The organism is Zoogloea oleivorans, assembly GCF_008107625.1.
Classification (GTDB): domain Bacteria; phylum Pseudomonadota; class Gammaproteobacteria; order Burkholderiales; family Rhodocyclaceae; genus Zoogloea; species Zoogloea oleivorans.
Map to the genome: position 1 here is coordinate 25,910 of NZ_SDKK01000016.1, position 16,867 is coordinate 42,776.

A 16,867-nucleotide genomic window follows, 5' to 3' on the forward strand; every position below is an offset into this window, starting at 1 on the left:
CGCGCACCCGAAGCTGTATCGGCAATGTGAAACGTTGAACCATACCGCCGACCAGGCAATTGGTCAAGGCGCGCCCATCCATACTCCGTTGCCGTCGGCAGGCGCTTTGCCATATCCTGCCGAACATTGAAGGGGCTGCCCCGAGCCCCAGACCAAAGAGGATCTCTCCCCTGCCCTCCCGCCTCGAACTATCGGACTTTCTCGCCAGCGTCGAAAAACGGGCTTTCAAGCAGGCCATGTTCGCGGTTCGCAACGAAGAATCGGCCCTCGACATCGTGCAGGACGCGATGATGAAACTCGCCGAAAAATACGGCGACAAGCCCCTCGCCGAGCTTCCGATGCTTTTTCAGCGCATCCTGCAGAACGTCATTCGCGACTACTACCGTCGCCAGAAGGTGCGCAGCATGTGGACCACCCTGCTGTCGGCATTCTCAGGCCCGGAAGACGACGAACATGACCCCCTCGAAAGCCTTGAATCGGCTGATAGCGACCACAAGAGCGAGTCTCCTCAGGCACAGCTTGAACAAAGGCAAACGCTGGGTGTCATAGAAAGGGAAATTGAAAAGCTTCCGCTTCGTCAACGCGAAGCCTTCCTGATGCGTTATTGGGAGGAAATGGACATAGCCGAAACAGCCGCAGCCATGGGTTGCTCCGAGGGCAGCGTCAAAACGCACTGCTCGCGAGCCACACACACGCTTGCGGCGGCACTTGCAGCGAAGGGCTTAACACTATGAATGACCAGGACTTTCACCGCCGGGTTCGGCAGCACCTCAACACTTCGGCACGGAACACCTCCCCGTCTGTAAGCCTGAACCTCCACGAGGCACGGCAGAAAGCATTGGAGCGTCAAAAAGTTGCTGTACGCGGGCTTAGCGTCGCAGGCCTCGGCCAAATCTTGTCCGAGCACATTCGCCCACGCGGCAAGACCACGCTCGCCCTGCTTTTTGTCCTGCTTCTTGCGCTGGGGAGTGGCTTCCTCGGGCACCTGCAACATACGGCAGATCTTGAAGAAGTGGATAGCGCGCTGCTCGCTGACGACCTTCCGATTGACGCCTACCTGGATCGCGGATTCGACGCATGGGTTCAAAACAATTCGCCCGAGTAAGCGCTGCGCTGGCGCTTGTCTGCTCGACCCAGGTATCCGCCATCCCCCCGCTTACACCACCTGCCTGGAATGACCTGACGCCCGCCCAGCAGCGCACTCTCACACCGCTGGCGAAAGAATGGAAAGATCTGCCGGACGAGCGCAAGCGGAAGTGGGCAGGCATTGCAGACCGCTTCCCCGGATACACGCCGGAGGAGCAATCTCGCCTGCAGCGACGCATGCAGACCTGGATCACCCTGACCCCGGAGCAGCGCATGGTCGCCCGGGACCAGTATCGCAACCTGCAACGCATTTCTCCGGAAAAGCGTGAGGCCTTGCGGGAAAAGTGGAATGCCTACCAGGATCTGCCCAGCGAAGAAAAGCAGCGCTTCACCGAAGCCGCGGCAAAACCTGCAACCAAACCTGTCATCCCGAAGATTGGTGCGCCACCGATCAAACCCCTGAGCGCGCCGCTACCCCCGCGAGCAACCACCCGCAAGATAACGGTCCCGCCGCCGCCTCCGCCTCCGGCTGCACCTCCCGCCCCAGCAATCGTTCCTCCGGCAAGCCCGCCAACAGCCGCCGTGATGGTCGAACCCGGCACGGCAAGTACCGTACCGGCCATCGCCCCCACAAAACCCTGAACCGATTCATGTCCCAAAAATCCACTGCCACCGGGGCACGCCCCCCGGAGCGGCAGCCTGCCGAACTGGCAGGCTTGCGGCGACGCCTGGCCAGCATGCTTTACGAGTCACTCCTGCTGATCGGGGTGCTGGCCCTGACCTTTCTGGTCCCGCTCCTCATGCTCGGCATTGGAACAGGCTACACGCCTGATGGCGGAGTACTGTGGGTGTATGTCTTCCTGGTGCTCGGCGCGTACTTTCTCTGGTACTGGCGCCGGGGCGGCCAAACCCTGGCCATGCAGACCTGGAAGCTCAAGATTGTCGACCTCAGCGGCGACACGGTTTCCTTGCGTCAGGGCTGGCTGAGATATGCGCTGGCCTGGCCTTCGGTCCTTTTCTTTGGCGCCGGACTGTTCTGGGCACTGTTTGACCGGGAACATCAATTTCTGCACGACCGCCTGGCCGGAACCCGAATCGTCCTGCTGTCGGTCACCCCACAGGACTGAAAACGCCTAGCGGCGCTCTACCCACCACATCATCCCCATCGCCGCCAGCAGGAAGACGACGCTTGGCGTGAGCGCCGCGACAGCCGGAATCCAGCCATTGATGACACCGAGGTTGGAGAACAAGCCGTTCAGCAAGTGAAAGCCGACCCCGATCATGATCCCGGAGAACACCTTCAGGCTGACTCCGCCCATTCGGGTCTGCATGTAACCAAAAGGCAGGGCGAGCCCCATCATCACCAGCGCGGCAAAGGGGTAAGCCAGCTTCTTCCACAGGGCGATTTCGTAACGGGTGGTCTTCTGGTTGTTCTCGTCGAGATGCCGGATGTACGAATACAGCGTCTCCACCGACATGCGCTCTGGCACCACCATGAGCACAGACAAGACATCCGGCGTGAGTTCCGAACGCCAGATCAACTCAGGCATGCTCACCGTCTCGGTCCGGTCTCCCAGAAAACGCGTCTGCCCAACCGTGCGCAGCCGCCACCCTTCCTTGCTGTCATAGACACCGACCGCCGCATCGCTGATCGACACCAGCATCGCACGGTCGTCGAATTCGTAGATACGCACTCCCTGCAGGGACGTATCGGGCAGCACGCTGCGCACATTCACGAAACGCTTGCCATCCCGCACCCACAGCCCCGTACGCAACTCCTGGGAAACCATGGAGCGGGTTGCCGCCAGACGCCATTGCTGGGCGGCCCTTTCAGCAGGCGGGGCCAGATACTCGCCAAACACGAAGGTCAGCAGCACAAAGACACTGCCGATAGACAACAAGCCCAGCAGAAAGCGCCAGGTAGACAGGCCTGAAGCCCTCAGCACGGTGATTTCGGAATGCCGTGCAAGCGTCGTCAGCGCGTACAGCGTACCGATCAGGACCGCGATCGGCATCAATTCGTAGACCCGGCCGGGCATGATCATCGCTACATAGATCGCGGCATGATGCAGCATGTAGCCATTCTTGCCGATCTCGTCCAGTTCATTAACGAGATCGAAGAAAGCGAACAGCCCCAGAAAGGCCAGCAGCACCAAGGCAACCGCCGAGTAGATCTCCCGGCTCAGGTAGCGGATATAAACGGAAATCATCAGCGCCTCCGCCAACGGGCAAACACGCTGAGGCGGCGATAGAAAAGCACCGCCAGCACCCCCATCATCATCAGGTGAGGCGCCCACAGACCGATATCGAAACGCATGCGCCCCTGCCCCACCCACGCCTGGCAAACGCTGAGCGCGTTGCTGTAAATCAGATATACGAGGATCGCCAGGATCAGATTGTTCGCCCGACCGGCCCGTGGATTCACGAAGGAAAGCGGAATGGCCAGCAAAGACAGCATCAGGGCGAGAACAGGAGCACTGATCCGTGCCAGCAGTTCTCCCCGGTTGCCGTTACTGGGCTCGCTCAGCAAGATCGGCAGGGGCAGCGTTTTGGGCTGGCGCGGCCCGCTGCTCGCCTCCTTCGATTCCATCCTGATCTGGTAGCGCTCGAACTCCATGACCCGGTAACTCGGCGTTCCGGGCGTGCCTTCGTAACGTCTGCCATGCTCCAGCACCACGAAACGATTGCCTGCAGCATCGGTTTCCATGTGCCCCTGGGAGGCCACCATCACGCCCAGACGGCCATGCTGCATGCTGCTGGCGAAGACATTGCGGACCCGCCCTTCTTCGCCGGATAGCGCCTCGACGAAAAACACCCGCTCGCCCCCGGATGATTCACGGAACATGCCCGGGGCCACCCGGGAAACGTCGTCCCGATTGTTCAGTTGCTCCTTGTACTCGACGCTCTTCTTCTGCGCCCAGGGCGCCACGAACAGCGACAGGGCAGCGATCAGGATCACCACTGGCACGGCAAAGCGCAACACCGGGCGCACCCACGCGGTGAGCGGCACGCCGCTGGAGAACCAGACAACCATCTCCGAATCCCGGTAACTGCGGGACAGGGACATGAGAATCGCAATGAAGACCGTCAGGGACAGCACCACCGGCATCTGGGCAATGGCCCCGAAACCGATCAGGGCCAGCACGGCATCGGCAGGCACACGCCCCCCCGCCGCCTGGCCGAGCAGACGGATGAGGACCGTGGAAATCAGGATCGCAAACAGCGCCACGAAAACCGCTACGGCGTTCTGCGTGAATTCGCGCTGAGCGGCTCGGAGAAAAATCATGCGGGAAAAGTATCAGCGCCGGCTGGCGACCGTTTTGACGTTCGCCGGGGTGCCGGCCATAATGTGGCGCGACGTCCCTTTGACGCGTGTTTCCAAGGAGAAGCGGGTGGAATTTACCATAAAGGCCGGATCGCCGGAAAAACTCAAGAACGGCTGTGTGGTGGTTGGCGCGTTCGCCGGGGGAGATCTGACCGTAGCCGCCAGAGCTCTCGACAATGCCAGCGACGGCGCGATTGCCGCAGTGCTCGCCCAGGGTGACCTGGACGAGAAGGCCGGCAGCACCCTGATGCTTCACGCCGTACGAGGCGTTGCGGCGCCCCGCGTGCTGCTGGTCAGCCTCGGCAAGGCCGATGCGCTCTCCGACAAGGTCTACCGGGATGCCGTCGGCGCTACCGCCAAGGCACTCGCCGGCTCGGCGGCCGGCGACGCCGCTTTTTGCCTGGCCGACATCGACATTCCCGGTCGCGACCTGCCCTGGCGTCTCGCCCAGGCGGCGCAGATCCTCAAGGACAGCACCTACCGCTGCGACGAGCTGAAGTCCAAAAAGGAAGAGTCGCAAAAGGGCATCAAGAAGCTCGTCTTCGTCGCCAGGCACAAGGATGCCGCCGCGCTCGAAACGGCCGTGCTGCGTGGCGAAGCGGTCGCCGATGGCCTGGCCCTCGCCAAGACCCTCGGCAACCTGCCCGGCAACGTGTGCACGCCGGGTTACCTGGCCACTGCCGCCAAGAAACTCGCCAAGGATCACAAGATCAAGGTCGAGATCCTCGAACGGGCCGACATGGAAAAGCTGGGCATGGGCTCGCTGCTGTCCGTGTCCCGGGGCTCCCACGAACCCCCCAAGTTCATCATCCTTCACTACAAGGGTGGCAAGGCCAAGGACAAGCCGGTCGTACTGGTCGGCAAGGGCGTCACCTTCGACTCGGGCGGGATATCCCTGAAGCCCGGCGAGGGCATGGACGAAATGAAATACGACATGTGTGGCGCCGCCAGCGTGCTCGGCACCTTCAAGGCCATCGCCCGCATGGAGCTGCCGATCAACGTGATCGGCCTGATTCCGGCCACCGAAAACATGCCCGGTGGCTCGGCCACCAAGCCTGGCGACATCGTCACCTCCATGTCTGGCCAGACCATCGAAGTCCTCAACACCGACGCTGAAGGCCGCCTGATCCTGTGCGACGCCCTCACCTACGCCGAGCGTTTCGACCCGGCTGCGGTGGTGGACATTGCCACCCTCACCGGCGCCTGCATCATCGCTCTGGGCAACGCCACCTCCGGGCTGATGGCCAACGACGACGCCCTCGCGGCCGAGCTTCTGGCCAGCGGTCAGGCGTCCGGCGACAAGGCCTGGCAACTGCCCATCTGGGACGAATACCAGGAGATGCTCAAGAGCAATTTCGCCGATATCCCCAACATCGGCACCAAGGGCGCCGGCGCAATTACCGCTGCGTGCTTCCTGGCTCGTTTCACCAAGGCCTACAAGTGGGCACACCTGGACATCGCCGGGCCGGCCTGGAAATCGGGTGCAGAGAAGGGTTCCACCGGTCGGCCGGTGCCTCTGCTCACCCAATTCCTGATCGATCGCGCCGCCGAGTGAAAACGCAGACGCTCCCGGCATGACCGAGATCCGCTTCTACCACAACGCCCCCGACCGCCTGCGGGTGGCCTGCGTGCTCGCTGCCAAGGCCAGCGGCGGGGGTCACAAGGTATCGGTCTTCGCACCGGACGGGGGCGTCGCACGGCATTTCGACCAGATGCTGTGGAGCTATCAGCCCCTCGCCTTCGTTCCCCACGTGGCCGCCGGCTCAACGCTGGCCGCCGAAACGCCGGTGGTCATCGGCAGCACTCTCGCAGCCCTGCCCCACCACGATGTGCTGATCAATCTGGGGGAAACGCTGCCAGCCGGTTTCGAGCGCTTCCAGCTGGTGCTCGAGATCGTCGGCCCGACCGACCCCGAACGCCAGGCCGCCCGCGGGCGCTATCGCAGTTACAAGGATGGGGGCTACACCCTCAGTGCCCACGATCTGGCCCAACGGAGCGGCGAATGAGCATCACCCCCAACCCCGAAATGGAAGTCTCCCTCGACGACGAAGAGGCCGAACATCTCATCGCCAGGACCGATGCCCTGATCCATCGTCATGAGAGCTTTGCAGCCCCCTCCGAAACCGACGACCTGCCGGTGCTCACCGACGTGGTGGACGAACGGATCGAGCCCTACATCGGCGAGACCAGTCCAATCATCCTCGAACCGGTCACCCCGGCAGCGGAACTCCCGGAAACCCGCGCCGAACCCATCTTTACGCTGCTTCCCGGCACGGTCGACCAGGCCGAGCGCCTCGTCGCCCTCGACACGGCGATCAGCCGGCACATCGAGGAATGGGTCGCCAATGAATTGCCCCAGCTCGTGTCCCGCGAACTGGACGATCTGGCCGAACGCCTGCGCGACGCGGCCGCGGCTCACCTGCGTGCCACCCTCCTGCCCCTCGTCTCCGCCGAGATCGCCGACCAGCTCGACAGCCCCCCCGACGCATAACTCTCGGTCACCCGCCAAGTCTTGCCGGCGGTCAAGCGGGGTGCATCCGCTATAATCCGCGTCTTTGCCTTCAAAGACAGAACCCATGGAACTGGCCAAGAGTTTCGAGCCGGCGGAGATTGAGCGCCGCTGGTATGAGCACTGGGAAACGAGCGGCTACTTTGCCGCCGGTCTCGACCGCAGCAAGCCCGCGGATCAATCCTTCTGCATCCTGCTGCCGCCGCCCAACGTCACCGGCACCCTGCACATGGGTCACGGCTTCAACCAGACGCTCATGGACGCGCTCACGCGCTACCACCGCATGCGCGGCTGGAACACCCTGTGGCAGCCCGGCACCGACCACGCCGGTATCGCCACCCAGATCGTCGTCGAACGCCAGCTCGACGCCCAGGGCATTTCCCGCCACGACCTCGGCCGCGAGAAATTCCTCGAGAAGGTCTGGGAGTGGAAGGAATACTCCGGCGGCACCATCACCCAGCAGATGCGCCGCATGGGCACCAGCCCCGACTGGAGCCGCGAGCGCTTCACCATGGATGCCGGTCTCAACAAGATCGTCACCGAAACCTTCGTCCGCCTCTTCAACGAAGGCCTGATCTACCGCGGCAAGCGCCTGGTGAACTGGGATCCGAAGCTGCACACCGCCGTGTCCGACCTGGAAGTGGTGCAGGAAGAAGAAGATGGCTTCATGTGGCATCTTAACTACCCGCTTGCCGACGGCAGCGGCAGCCTCACCGTCGCCACCACCCGCCCGGAAACCATGCTCGGCGACACCGCCGTGATGGTGCACCCCGAAGACGAGCGCTACGCCCACCTGATCGGCAAGACCGTCAAGCTGCCGCTGGTGGATCGCGAGATCCCGATCATCGCCGACGAATACGTCGACCGCGAGTTCGGTACCGGCGTGGTCAAGGTCACCCCGGCCCATGACTTCAACGACTACGCCGTCGGCCTGCGCCACGGCCTGCCGATGATCACCGTGCTGACCCTCGAAGGCACTGTGCCGGATGCCGGCACAGTCGTCACCCACGGTGTGGTCAGCGGCTCGACCCCGCTGCCGGCCAGCCTCGTCGGCCTCGACCGCTTCGAAGCGCGCAAGCAGGTGGTGGCTCAATTCAAAGCCCTCGGCCTGCTCGGCGACATCAAGCCCCACAAGCTGCAAGTGCCCCGTGGCGACCGTACCGGCGTGGTCATCGAACCGATGCTCACCGACCAGTGGTTCGTCGCCATGTCCAAGCCGGGCGAAGACGGCAAGTCGATCACCGAGAAGGCGCTGGAAGTCGTCTCCTCCGGCGAGATCGAGTTCGTCCCCGGCAACTGGGTCAACACCTACAACCAGTGGCTCAACAACATCCAGGACTGGTGCATCTCCCGCCAGCTCTGGTGGGGCCACCAGATTCCCGCCTGGTACGGCGACAATGGCGAAACCTTCGTCGCCCACAGCGAGGACGAAGCCCGCAGCCTGGCCGACAAGGCCGGCTACAGCGGCGCCCTCAAGCGCGACCCGGACGTCCTCGACACCTGGTACTCGTCGGCCCTGTGGCCCTTCTCGACCCTCGACTGGACACCGGAATACCCGGCCCAGTCGAATGACGCGCTGGACCTGTACCTGCCGTCCACCGTGCTCGTCACCGGCTTCGACATCATCTTCTTCTGGGTGGCGCGCATGGTCATGATGACCAAGCACATCACCGGCAAGATCCCGTTCAAGCACGTTTACGTGCACGGTCTGATCCGCGATGCCGAAGGCGCGAAGATGTCCAAGTCGAAGGGCAACGTGCTCGACCCGATCGACCTGATCGACGGCATCGGCATCGACGCCCTGGTGGCCAAGCGCACCACCGGCCTGATGAACCCCAAGCAGGCCGCCAGCATCGAGAAGAAGACCCGCAAGGAATTCCCCGAAGGCATCCCCGCCTTCGGCACCGACGCCTTGCGTTTCACCTTCGCCAGCCTGGCCAGCCCGGGCCGCGACATCAAGTTCGACATGAGCCGCTGCGAGGGCTACCGCAACTTCTGCAACAAGTTGTGGAACGCCACCCGCTTCGTGCTGATGAACACCCAGGACAAGGACTGCGGTCTCGACAATCACGATGCCACGGCCTGCACCGGCGCCTACCTGGACTTCTCCTTCGCCGACCGCTGGATCGTCAGCCGCCTGCAGCGTGTCGAAAAGGAAGTCGAGCAGCACTTCGGCGAATACCGTTTCGACCTCGTCTCCAAAACGGTTTACGAGTTCATCTGGGACGAGTACTGCGACTGGTACCTGGAATTGGCCAAGGTGCAGATCCAGAGCGGCACCGAAGCCCAGCAACGGGCTACCCGCCGCACCCTCTTGCGCGTGCTCGAAACCATCCTGCGCCTGGCTCACCCGATGATTCCCTTCATCACCGAAGAGCTGTGGCAAACAGTCGCCCCGCTGGCCGCCCGCAAGGACACCGACAGCCTGTGCCTGGCCAGCTACCCGCAAGCCGACCTGGGCAAGCTCGACGAAACCAGCGAAGCCGACGTCACCGAGCTGAAGGCGCTCATCTACGCCTGCCGCAACCTGCGTGGCGAGATGAACATCTCTCCGGCCCAGCGCATGCCCCTGATCGCCAGCGGCAACGCCGAGCGCCTGAAGAAGTTCGCCCCCTACATCGCCGGGCTGGCCAAGCTCTCCGAAGTGCAGGTGGTGGATGAAATCAGCACCGAAGAAATGGCCCCCGTCGCCATCGTCGGCGAGCAGCGCCTGATGCTCAAGGTCGAGATCGACATCGCCGCCGAGCGGGAGCGTATTTCCAAGGAAATCGCCCGCCTCGAAGGCGAGATCGTCAAGGCCCACGCCAAGCTCGCCAACGAGAGCTTCGTGGCCCGCGCCCCGGCCGCGGTGGTGGCCCAGGAGAAGGAACGCCTGGCCAACTTCAGCGCCACCGTCGACAAGCTCAAGCCCCAGCTGGCCAAGCTCGTCTGAGCAAACAGGCGTCAAATTGAAAAGGGCCACGCAATTGCGTGGCCCTTTTTTTGGCTCATCCGGTACGGATTACTTGCGGCGCAGGAAAAAATCGTAGGCGTTATCCGGTAATTCGTTGTGGGCAACCAGCTCATTGCCGGTCTGTCGGGCGAAGGCCGCAAAGTCCTTCACCGATCCCGGGTCCGTCGCGAGGACATGAAGCACCTGGCCAGCCTGCATTTCTGCCAGCGCCTTCTTGGCGCGCAGAATAGGCAGTGGGCAGTTCAGGCCGCGGGCATCCACTTCCTTGTCAAAATCCATTGTGTGACTCCATCTTCGAGAGGCGATCAAGGCCGGATTCTAACGCGACACGCGATTTTGGCCGAGGCCGGGCAAACGCACTTCGACGCAGTGCAAAAAAGACCGTGATTCTGTGAAATAATGACCATAGAAAAACCATGTCATACCCAGATCGATACCCTTAGCGGCAGTATCGGCGCGCCAGAGCTTGTCTGGCAAGGCTTTCCCCAACCCCAACAATTCCTCCAAGGTAGACCAACATGCGCTCGAACATGCTCCAGACGGTTCTCAATGACCTGAACGGCACCTCCGCAGACATCGAAGCTTCAGCCATCATCTCCTCCGACGGCCTGATGATGGCCGCACTGCTCCCCAACACCGTGGACGAAGACCGGGTGGGTGCCATGAGTGCCGCCATGCTGTCCCTCGGTGACCGGACTGCCCGGGAACTGGCCCGCGGCGGCCTGGAACAGGTTCTGATCAAGGGCGAAAAGGGCTATGTGCTGATGGTCCAGGCTGGCGCCGATGCCGTGCTCACCGTGATGGCCAAGCCGAATGCCAAGCTGGGCCTGGTCTTCCTCGATGTCCGCCGGGCGGCAGACGCCATCGGCCGAATCCTCGGATGAGCGGACTGTGCAAGACATGAATCTCGACCACATTTCGGGAGATCCAGTCGAGCATGTGCTGACCCATGCCGACGGCACCCGTCGCCGCGTTTATGTGACATCAATCGAAAAGCCCTACCCGCACGGCAAGCTGATCGTCTCGCGGACCGATACCGCCGGGATCATCACCCAGTGCAACCAGTCCTTCGTCGACATGTCCGGCTACGCCAGGGAAGAGTTGATTGGCCAGCCCCACAGTCTCCTGCGTCACCCCGGGATGCCCGCCGCAGCCTTCCGTGACCTGTGGGACACCGTCAAGGCCGGGCATCAGTGGCACGGTTATGTAAAAAATCTGCGCAAGGATGGCGGGCACTACTGGGTCCATGCCGCAGTGGTTCCCAACATCCGCAACGGAGAAATAGTCGGTTATACCTCGGTACGGCGCGAGCCCTCCCGGGAGCATGTCGCAGCCGCCGAATTGCAGTACCGGGAGATGAACGGACAATGAGTTTCAACTTCACCGTAAGTCCCAGCTTTCCCAACGAGCGCATCTCGGACTGGTACATCTTCAACACCTGGCTGCAACGCTCCCTGTCCCTGCCCATTCACCTGGAGCTCTACGACAATTTCGGCGCCCAGCGGGCCGCCATTGCGGCTGGCAAAGTGGACATCATCCATGCCAACCCCTTCGACGCGTCCCTGCTGGTGCGGGAAAAAGGTTTCCGGGCCATCGCCCGGCCGGAAGGTCCGCCGGACGAGATGGTCATCGTCAGCGCCGCCGAAAGCCCCGCCCAAGGCATTCCCGATCTTCAGCCCGGAACACGCCTGGCGTGCACCGACGACCCCTGCGTCAACACCGTCGGACGCATCCTGCTCGAACCGGCCAATCTCGACACCGGCAACACCGTCGAGCTCCGCCGCGAAACCTACATCCAGGTTGCCAAGGCCATCCTGCGCGGCGAAGCCGATATCGGCTTTTTCCCGGTAGCCGCCTTCAACGCGCTGTCGTCCCTTGTCCGGCGAGACATTCGGGTACTGGTCACCAGCGACACACAGGTGATCCAGCACGTTTTCCTGGTGGGCCCAGCCCTTCACGACCGGGTCGACGAGATGACCCATCTCCTCCTCACGATGCACGAGACGGACAAGGGCCGCAGCATGCTCGAAGCCCTCGGAGCCAGTCGCTGGCAAAACGTCCAGCAAGAGGATGTAGAGTTCATGATCGACATTATTTCCACGTTAACCCAGTGATCCTCTTCATCGCCGACAAGGGCCGGCCGGAACGTATCCGTCATCCTGCACCACCAGCGGTCTTCGGACTGCCGGTGCGCACACTGGGAATTGCCTCCCACTGGTGCACCCCGGCAACGGGGACACTGCTGGCCGCCGAAATCGGACGCAAACCGACCAACCTGCACCTGCATGTACAACGCATCTCCCTGTGGCGCAGCCTCGGCGACGAAGCGCGGGCGGCTGCCGCGGTGATTGACCTGTGGATCGTCCTCGGGCCCCACGGCAGCGGCTTGCGTACCCACATGCTGCACGATCACTATGCAGCCCTGGAAGAGCAGGATCTGGGCATTTACCTGAGCGAGCGTCTGGATGACGGCATCCGCCGTCACGATCCACGGATTGCCCTTCCCGACGTCGTACTCGCCAGACCGGTCGACGGTGACATATGCTTCCTGAGGGTCGCTACCAGTCCTCATGAAGGCATCCGCTGAACGCCCCCCCTCCCGGCATCACCAGCTTACCGCCCACCGTGAATCCGTCATGAGCCGCCACACCACCCTCCCCGGCCCGCACCTGACCGCCCTCTACCTGCTCCACGCAGGCAGCATGGATGTCCGGCTGATCAGCCTTTCCGTGGAACGCCACTGGAAACATGCAGTGCGCCTGGTGCCGACGCTGGATGAAGCCCGGGTCGTCCTGGTCGACTGTGATCGTCCGGGCGTTGAAGCGGCCTTCGAGCAACTGGGCCCTTATCCAAGCGCCGGCATCGTGTGCTACGCCTTTCACCCGAAGGACCATGCCCTGCGCTTTCCGAACCGGCTCATCCTGGGCAAGCCACTCAATCTGGATGCCCTGCCCGGCATCCTTGCCAAGGCCGCCAACGACACCGCGGCCATCAAGGCTACCGTCACAGCACGCCGCCAGGTGCCAGCACCAGTACCAACGCCCCCCATGGCAGCCGTGGAAACCCCCAGCTCCCTGGGCCACGGACTGCACATGGATGAAGAGCGTGACCTGTGCGGCGCCATGGACGACATTCCCCTCACCCCAGGCACGCCTCTCAGCGAAAAACTCTTTTTCGCCCCCGACCAATACCTGATCGGCCACCTCTCCCGGGCTGTCGAACAGGCCGTCGCCTCAGGTCGCCCTCATGTCATTTCCGGCCTGCCGCACCTCATCGGAGTCCAGCCACAGCCATTGCCGGTGTGTGTCACGGCATTTCGCGGCAACCAGTTGCGGCCCTTTTCCATGACCCAGTTGCCGCACGCCACGGCACGCATCGTCAGCGCCCTGATCTTCAGTGAATCCGTAGGTACCGAGACAGTTTACGCGGCCGAGGATTTTCTCTGGAACATCGCCGCCTGGGCCGCCCGTGGCCGCCTGCCCGTGGGCACCGATCCCTACCAGAGGGTACGCCTGAAAGCCTGGCCCAACTTTACCCAGGCCTTCCTTTCACCCCACGCACTGCGCATAGCAGCCTTGTGGACACGCACCTGGGCCAGCCCTGTGGAGATCGCCACGCAGCTGGCCATCCCCCATCGTTATGTGTTTTCGGTATTCTCGTCAGCCCACTTCTCCGGGCTGCTGGACCGGAACGCACCGACCGTTGCGCCCATCGCGGTCATACCCGTTGCCGCACACCCCTCCCCTTCTCCCAAACAAGAACAACGGCCATCGATTCTGTCCCGAATTCTCAGAAAGCTCCTCAATGCGGTCTGAACGCGCCCGCCACAACAAGATCATTTTTTCCGGCACCGTCGGTGCTGGCAAAAGCACGGCCATCGCAGCCCTCAGCGACATCCCGCCCGTCTGCACCGAAGCCGTCGCCAGCGACGAGACTGCTGCACTGAAGAAGACCACCACGGTCGCCATGGACTACGGCCTGCTGAACCTGCCTGACGGCGAAAAAGTGATGCTCTACGGCACCCCCGGGCAGGAACGTTTCAGCTTCATGTGGGAAATCCTTTCGGAAGGCGGCATCGGCCTCGTCCTGCTGATCAACAACGCCAACGTCGACCCGCTCAAGGATCTCGAAAACTATCTCGCCGCGTTCAAGAAGTTCATCGCCAGCACGGCGGTGACCATCGGCGTAACCCACATGGACCGCGCCCAGGAACCCGGGCTCGATGCCTACCGGAAAAAGCTCGCCGAACTCGGCCACGATCCGCTTCCTGCCGTTTTCCGGGCCGACGCACGCAATCGCGAAGACGTGGCCACGCTAGTCAAGGCACTCCTCTACACCCTCAACCCCGGATTGGTCGATGCTTGAGATTATTCCCGGCTCCCACCTGACCGTAACGCCCTACGGCGCATGGCAGGCCGTAACCCGTGCGGATCAGACGCCCCAGCGGCAAGTTCTGCTCGGCGTCCTGCGCGAAGCCATAAGCCCCCTGCTGAGCCTTGAGTCGATCCGCACATGGACCGGCGAAAGCGACCCGGAGGCCGCGCTCGAACATCTGCTCAGGCTGCAGGAAGACGCCTGCCTCGAAGCCTGGCCACGGCCGCGCATGGCCCCCATTGGCACCCTCGAGGCCACGCTGCCCGAACTGCTCGCTGCCCTCAGCGACAGCGGACAGGCCGTGCTGGCCGATCACATGGGCTTCTGCCTGGCGATTGCCGGCTATCCGACCGACACCGGCGAAGCGCTGGCCGCCCTCGGCGCAGACATTCTGTCAGTGGCCGAACGTCAGTCTGCAGCGCTCTCCAAACTGGGCGACCACCTGCTCGACGGCTGGGGCAATGTGGATGCCGCCGGCGTCAGCGGATTGAGTTTCTGGCCGATGCACGTCGGGCGCACCCGCCTGGCCCTCACCGTCAGCGGACGCCCGCGCTTCAACCAGCGCGCCTTCGCCGACCTGGTGTGGGCCCTGTACGTGCGCTACGGCCAGATCTGAACAGCAGGCAGTCCGCTCAACGCTGTTCGCGGCGCTCGCGCAACTGTTCGGCCAGCAGGGCACTCACCTCGCGCAGGCGCGAATCCACCGCCGAGTGCTCGAAAAAGTCCCCGTCGCCCGCCGCCTGGGCAAGGCTGAGCTGCTGGGCTGACGCCGCGTAGTTACCCTGAATGGCGTACACCTCGGCGAGCGAACGATGCTGGGCCAGGCGCTTGCCCAGCGCCGCCTCGGCCCGCGCCCGCAACTCCCACAGGGTTGCATTGCCCGGCGTCGTCAGGACTTCTGCCTTCGCCACCGTCAAGGCATCGCCGGGACGCCCCGCATCGACCAGCGCACCCAGTTCGCCGTAAATCAGTCGCCGGGACTGGGGAAAGCGGACGCGCGCCTGCGCAAACACCTTTGCCGCACCGGCCGGATCGTCGTGGGCCAGGCGCAGGTCGCCCTCCAGCCCGTCGATCATCGCCGAAACCACCCGCTGCTTGCGCAAGTCGGCCATGGCCCGATCCGCATCGGCAAGACGCTTGGTGCTGAGATAGGCCCGCACCAACCCGTATTGCGCCGCCACCGTGGGGGGGGTTGCCCGTGCCGCCCTTTCAAACTCCTCGACAACCTCCCGGGAGGCCATGCGGCCCACCTTCAGCTTGGCCCGCACCAGCTGGAAATCGAGGGAGTCCGGCACCTGCCGGTAAGGCATGCTGGCGACCCGGCTCTCCATTTCAGTGATCCGCTCACCGGTCAGCGGGTGGGTGCGCAGATAGGCCGGCGCATTGTTTTCGTAGAGCCGGCTGTTCTTCTGCAGACGCTCGAAAAAGCTCGGCATGCCGCGCACGTCGAAATCCGCCGCCGCGAGGTTCTGTACCCCGAGCCGATCGGCTTCGTTCTCGAAATCCCGTGAATAGGCCAGTTGCGAACTCAAGCCTGCCGCCTGACCGGTCATGATGGCCGCCTGACTGACCTGCGAACTCGACTTGGCCGCCAGAATCGCCACCAGCAGCGAAGCCAGCATCAGCACGCCGAACTGCCCCTGCTTGCCGACCATCCGGGCAATGTGACGCTGGGTGACGTGGGCGATTTCGTGGGACATCACCCCGGCCAGTTCCGACTCGCCCTGGGCGGCCAGGATCAGCCCGGTATGTACCCCGATCTTGCCACCCGGCATCGCAAAGGCGTTGAGCGACGGATCATTGACACCGAAAAATTCGAAGGGCAAGCCCGCCCCCGGCCCCGCCGCCACCAGGCGATCGCCGAGAATGTTCAGGTAATCCTCAACCTCCGCATCCTGCAGGTAGGCCGGATCTTTCCAGCGGATGTCACGCATGATCTGCGCGCCAATGCGCTGCTCGGCCAGCGGCGAAAGGTCACTCGAAGCACTATCGCCCAGGTCGGGCAGGCTCTGGGAAAAGCTGCGCGGCACCAGGGCCACGCACAGCAGGGCGGCGATCAGACGTTTTTTCACGATGCTATGATACGCGACCCTACCCAGCGGTTCCCCACAGCCCGATGAGCGACGTTTTCACCCACTTCGATGCCCACGGCCAGGCGCACATGGTCGATGTTTCCGCCAAATCCGAAACCCGCCGGGTCGCCCGTGCCGAAGGGCGCATCGTGATGGAGCCGGCCACGCTGACGAAAATCCTCGCCGGTGACAACAAGAAAGGCGACGTGATCGGCATCGCCCGCATCGCCGCCATCCAGGGCGCCAAGCGCACCGCCGACCTGATTCCCCTGTGCCACCCAATCCCGCTGACCCGGGTCACCGCCGACTTCGTCGCCGAGGGCAACAACACCATCCGCTGCACGGTCACCGCCGAAACCGTTGGCCGCACCGGCGTCGAAATGGAAGCCCTCACCGCCGTGCAGGTCGGCCTCCTCACCATCTACGACATGTGCAAGGCCGTCGATCGCGGCATGACCATGGACGGCATCCGCCTGCTCGAGAAGGAAGGCGGCAAATCGGGGCACTGGAAGGCGGAAGGCTAAGGCGAAGCACGAATGCTCCGCTAT

20 protein-coding genes are annotated in these 16,867 nt (G+C 63.2%); 16 read left to right on the forward strand and 4 right to left on the reverse strand.

The annotated features are described in order from the left end of the window. Positions 1 to 170 precede the first annotated feature (170 nt). Genes ETQ85_RS16620 through ETQ85_RS16635 form a run of 4 tightly spaced genes read left to right on the forward strand, consistent with a single transcriptional unit; the run spans position 171 to position 2,213 of the window. Positions 171 to 734 carry an RNA polymerase sigma factor gene (locus tag ETQ85_RS16620; protein WP_148580328.1) on the forward strand — a complete coding sequence of 188 codons (564 nt, stop codon included), beginning with the start codon at positions 171 to 173 and terminating at the stop codon, positions 732 to 734. After that, positions 731 to 1,105, forward strand: a complete 375-nt coding sequence (locus ETQ85_RS16625) for a DUF3619 family protein (protein ID WP_148580202.1) — start codon at positions 731 to 733, stop codon at positions 1,103 to 1,105. Before ETQ85_RS16620 ends, ETQ85_RS16625 begins: the two co-directional genes overlap by 4 nt. Further along, the gene (locus tag ETQ85_RS16630) at positions 1,078 to 1,728 is read left to right on the forward strand and encodes a DUF3106 domain-containing protein (RefSeq protein WP_148580203.1); all 651 of its coding nucleotides are present in this window, start codon (positions 1,078 to 1,080) and stop codon (positions 1,726 to 1,728) included. Before ETQ85_RS16625 ends, ETQ85_RS16630 begins: the two co-directional genes overlap by 28 nt. Positions 1,729 to 1,736: 8 nt before the next feature. Beyond that, positions 1,737 to 2,213, forward strand: a complete 477-nt coding sequence (locus tag ETQ85_RS16635) for an RDD family protein (RefSeq protein ID WP_148580204.1) — start codon at positions 1,737 to 1,739, stop codon at positions 2,211 to 2,213. A gap of 6 nt (positions 2,214 to 2,219) precedes the next feature. On the opposite strand, the gene lptG is transcribed toward ETQ85_RS16635, so the two are convergent. Together lptG and lptF are read right to left on the reverse strand one after the other, a co-directional pair. Further along, positions 2,220 to 3,296, reverse strand: coding sequence for an LPS export ABC transporter permease LptG (lptG, locus tag ETQ85_RS16640; protein WP_148580205.1), 1,077 nt, complete (start codon positions 3,294 to 3,296; stop codon positions 2,220 to 2,222). Continuing rightward, a complete protein-coding gene (gene lptF / locus ETQ85_RS16645; RefSeq protein ID WP_148580206.1) occupies positions 3,296 to 4,372 on the reverse strand; it encodes an LPS export ABC transporter permease LptF in 1,077 nt (358 codons plus the stop codon). Before lptF ends, lptG begins: the two co-directional genes overlap by 1 nt. Positions 4,373 to 4,478: 106 nt before the next feature. Here lptF and ETQ85_RS16650 point away from each other — a divergent pair, with 106 nt between their 5' ends. The 4 genes from ETQ85_RS16650 (at position 4,479) to ETQ85_RS16665 (ending at position 9,852) form a co-directional block, all read left to right on the forward strand. Beyond that, positions 4,479 to 5,966 carry a leucyl aminopeptidase gene (locus tag ETQ85_RS16650; protein ID WP_148580207.1) on the forward strand — a complete coding sequence of 496 codons (1,488 nt, stop codon included), beginning with the start codon at positions 4,479 to 4,481 and terminating at the stop codon, positions 5,964 to 5,966. 19 nt (positions 5,967 to 5,985) lie between these two features. Further along, a complete protein-coding gene (locus ETQ85_RS16655; protein WP_148580208.1) occupies positions 5,986 to 6,417 on the forward strand; it encodes a DNA polymerase III subunit chi in 432 nt (143 codons plus the stop codon). After that, positions 6,414 to 6,902 (forward strand): hypothetical protein, encoded by a 489-nt coding sequence (locus ETQ85_RS16660; protein WP_148580209.1) that lies wholly within the window; start codon positions 6,414 to 6,416, stop codon positions 6,900 to 6,902. Before ETQ85_RS16655 ends, ETQ85_RS16660 begins: the two co-directional genes overlap by 4 nt. 85 nt (positions 6,903 to 6,987) lie before the next feature. Continuing rightward, positions 6,988 to 9,852: a valine--tRNA ligase gene (locus ETQ85_RS16665; RefSeq protein ID WP_148580210.1), complete on the forward strand. Its 2,865-nt coding sequence runs from the start codon at positions 6,988 to 6,990 to the stop codon at positions 9,850 to 9,852. A gap of 69 nt (positions 9,853 to 9,921) precedes the next feature. Here the strand turns inward: ETQ85_RS16665 and ETQ85_RS16670 are convergent, their stop codons facing one another. Continuing rightward, the gene (locus tag ETQ85_RS16670) at positions 9,922 to 10,152 is read right to left on the reverse strand and encodes a sulfurtransferase TusA family protein (protein ID WP_148580211.1); all 231 of its coding nucleotides are present in this window, start codon (positions 10,150 to 10,152) and stop codon (positions 9,922 to 9,924) included. Between the two features lie 239 nt (positions 10,153 to 10,391). Here ETQ85_RS16670 and ETQ85_RS16675 point away from each other — a divergent pair, with 239 nt between their 5' ends. The 7 genes from ETQ85_RS16675 to ETQ85_RS16705 are packed head-to-tail and all read left to right on the forward strand — an operon-like array spanning position 10,392 to position 14,863. Beyond that, positions 10,392 to 10,757: a roadblock/LC7 domain-containing protein gene (locus ETQ85_RS16675; protein ID WP_148580212.1), complete on the forward strand. Its 366-nt coding sequence runs from the start codon at positions 10,392 to 10,394 to the stop codon at positions 10,755 to 10,757. Positions 10,758 to 10,773: 16 nt separating this feature from the next. After that, positions 10,774 to 11,244 carry a PAS domain-containing protein gene (locus ETQ85_RS16680; protein ID WP_148580213.1) on the forward strand — a complete coding sequence of 157 codons (471 nt, stop codon included), beginning with the start codon at positions 10,774 to 10,776 and terminating at the stop codon, positions 11,242 to 11,244. Further along, complete coding sequence (locus tag ETQ85_RS16685; RefSeq protein ID WP_148580214.1) at positions 11,241 to 11,987, forward strand: phosphate/phosphite/phosphonate ABC transporter substrate-binding protein; 747 nt, start codon at positions 11,241 to 11,243, stop codon at positions 11,985 to 11,987. The genes ETQ85_RS16680 and ETQ85_RS16685 overlap by 4 nt, the downstream gene beginning before the upstream one ends. Continuing rightward, positions 11,984 to 12,460, forward strand: coding sequence for a hypothetical protein (locus tag ETQ85_RS16690; protein ID WP_148580215.1), 477 nt, complete (start codon positions 11,984 to 11,986; stop codon positions 12,458 to 12,460). Before ETQ85_RS16685 ends, ETQ85_RS16690 begins: the two co-directional genes overlap by 4 nt. A gap of 49 nt (positions 12,461 to 12,509) precedes the next feature. Further along, positions 12,510 to 13,688: a hypothetical protein gene (locus ETQ85_RS16695; RefSeq protein ID WP_148580216.1), complete on the forward strand. Its 1,179-nt coding sequence runs from the start codon at positions 12,510 to 12,512 to the stop codon at positions 13,686 to 13,688. Then, positions 13,678 to 14,238, forward strand: a complete 561-nt coding sequence (locus ETQ85_RS16700) for a GTP-binding protein (protein WP_148580217.1) — start codon at positions 13,678 to 13,680, stop codon at positions 14,236 to 14,238. Before ETQ85_RS16695 ends, ETQ85_RS16700 begins: the two co-directional genes overlap by 11 nt. Next, positions 14,231 to 14,863 carry a hypothetical protein gene (locus ETQ85_RS16705; protein WP_148580218.1) on the forward strand — a complete coding sequence of 211 codons (633 nt, stop codon included), beginning with the start codon at positions 14,231 to 14,233 and terminating at the stop codon, positions 14,861 to 14,863. Before ETQ85_RS16700 ends, ETQ85_RS16705 begins: the two co-directional genes overlap by 8 nt. A 16-nt stretch (positions 14,864 to 14,879) precedes the next feature. On the opposite strand, the gene ETQ85_RS16710 is transcribed toward ETQ85_RS16705, so the two are convergent. After that, the gene (locus tag ETQ85_RS16710; protein ID WP_148580219.1) at positions 14,880 to 16,319 is read right to left on the reverse strand and encodes a M48 family metalloprotease; all 1,440 of its coding nucleotides are present in this window, start codon (positions 16,317 to 16,319) and stop codon (positions 14,880 to 14,882) included. Positions 16,320 to 16,363: 44 nt separating this feature from the next. Here ETQ85_RS16710 and moaC point away from each other — a divergent pair, with 44 nt between their 5' ends. Further along, positions 16,364 to 16,843 (forward strand): cyclic pyranopterin monophosphate synthase MoaC, encoded by a 480-nt coding sequence (gene moaC / locus ETQ85_RS16715; protein WP_148580220.1) that lies wholly within the window; start codon positions 16,364 to 16,366, stop codon positions 16,841 to 16,843. Positions 16,844 to 16,867: the final 24 nt, after the last annotated feature.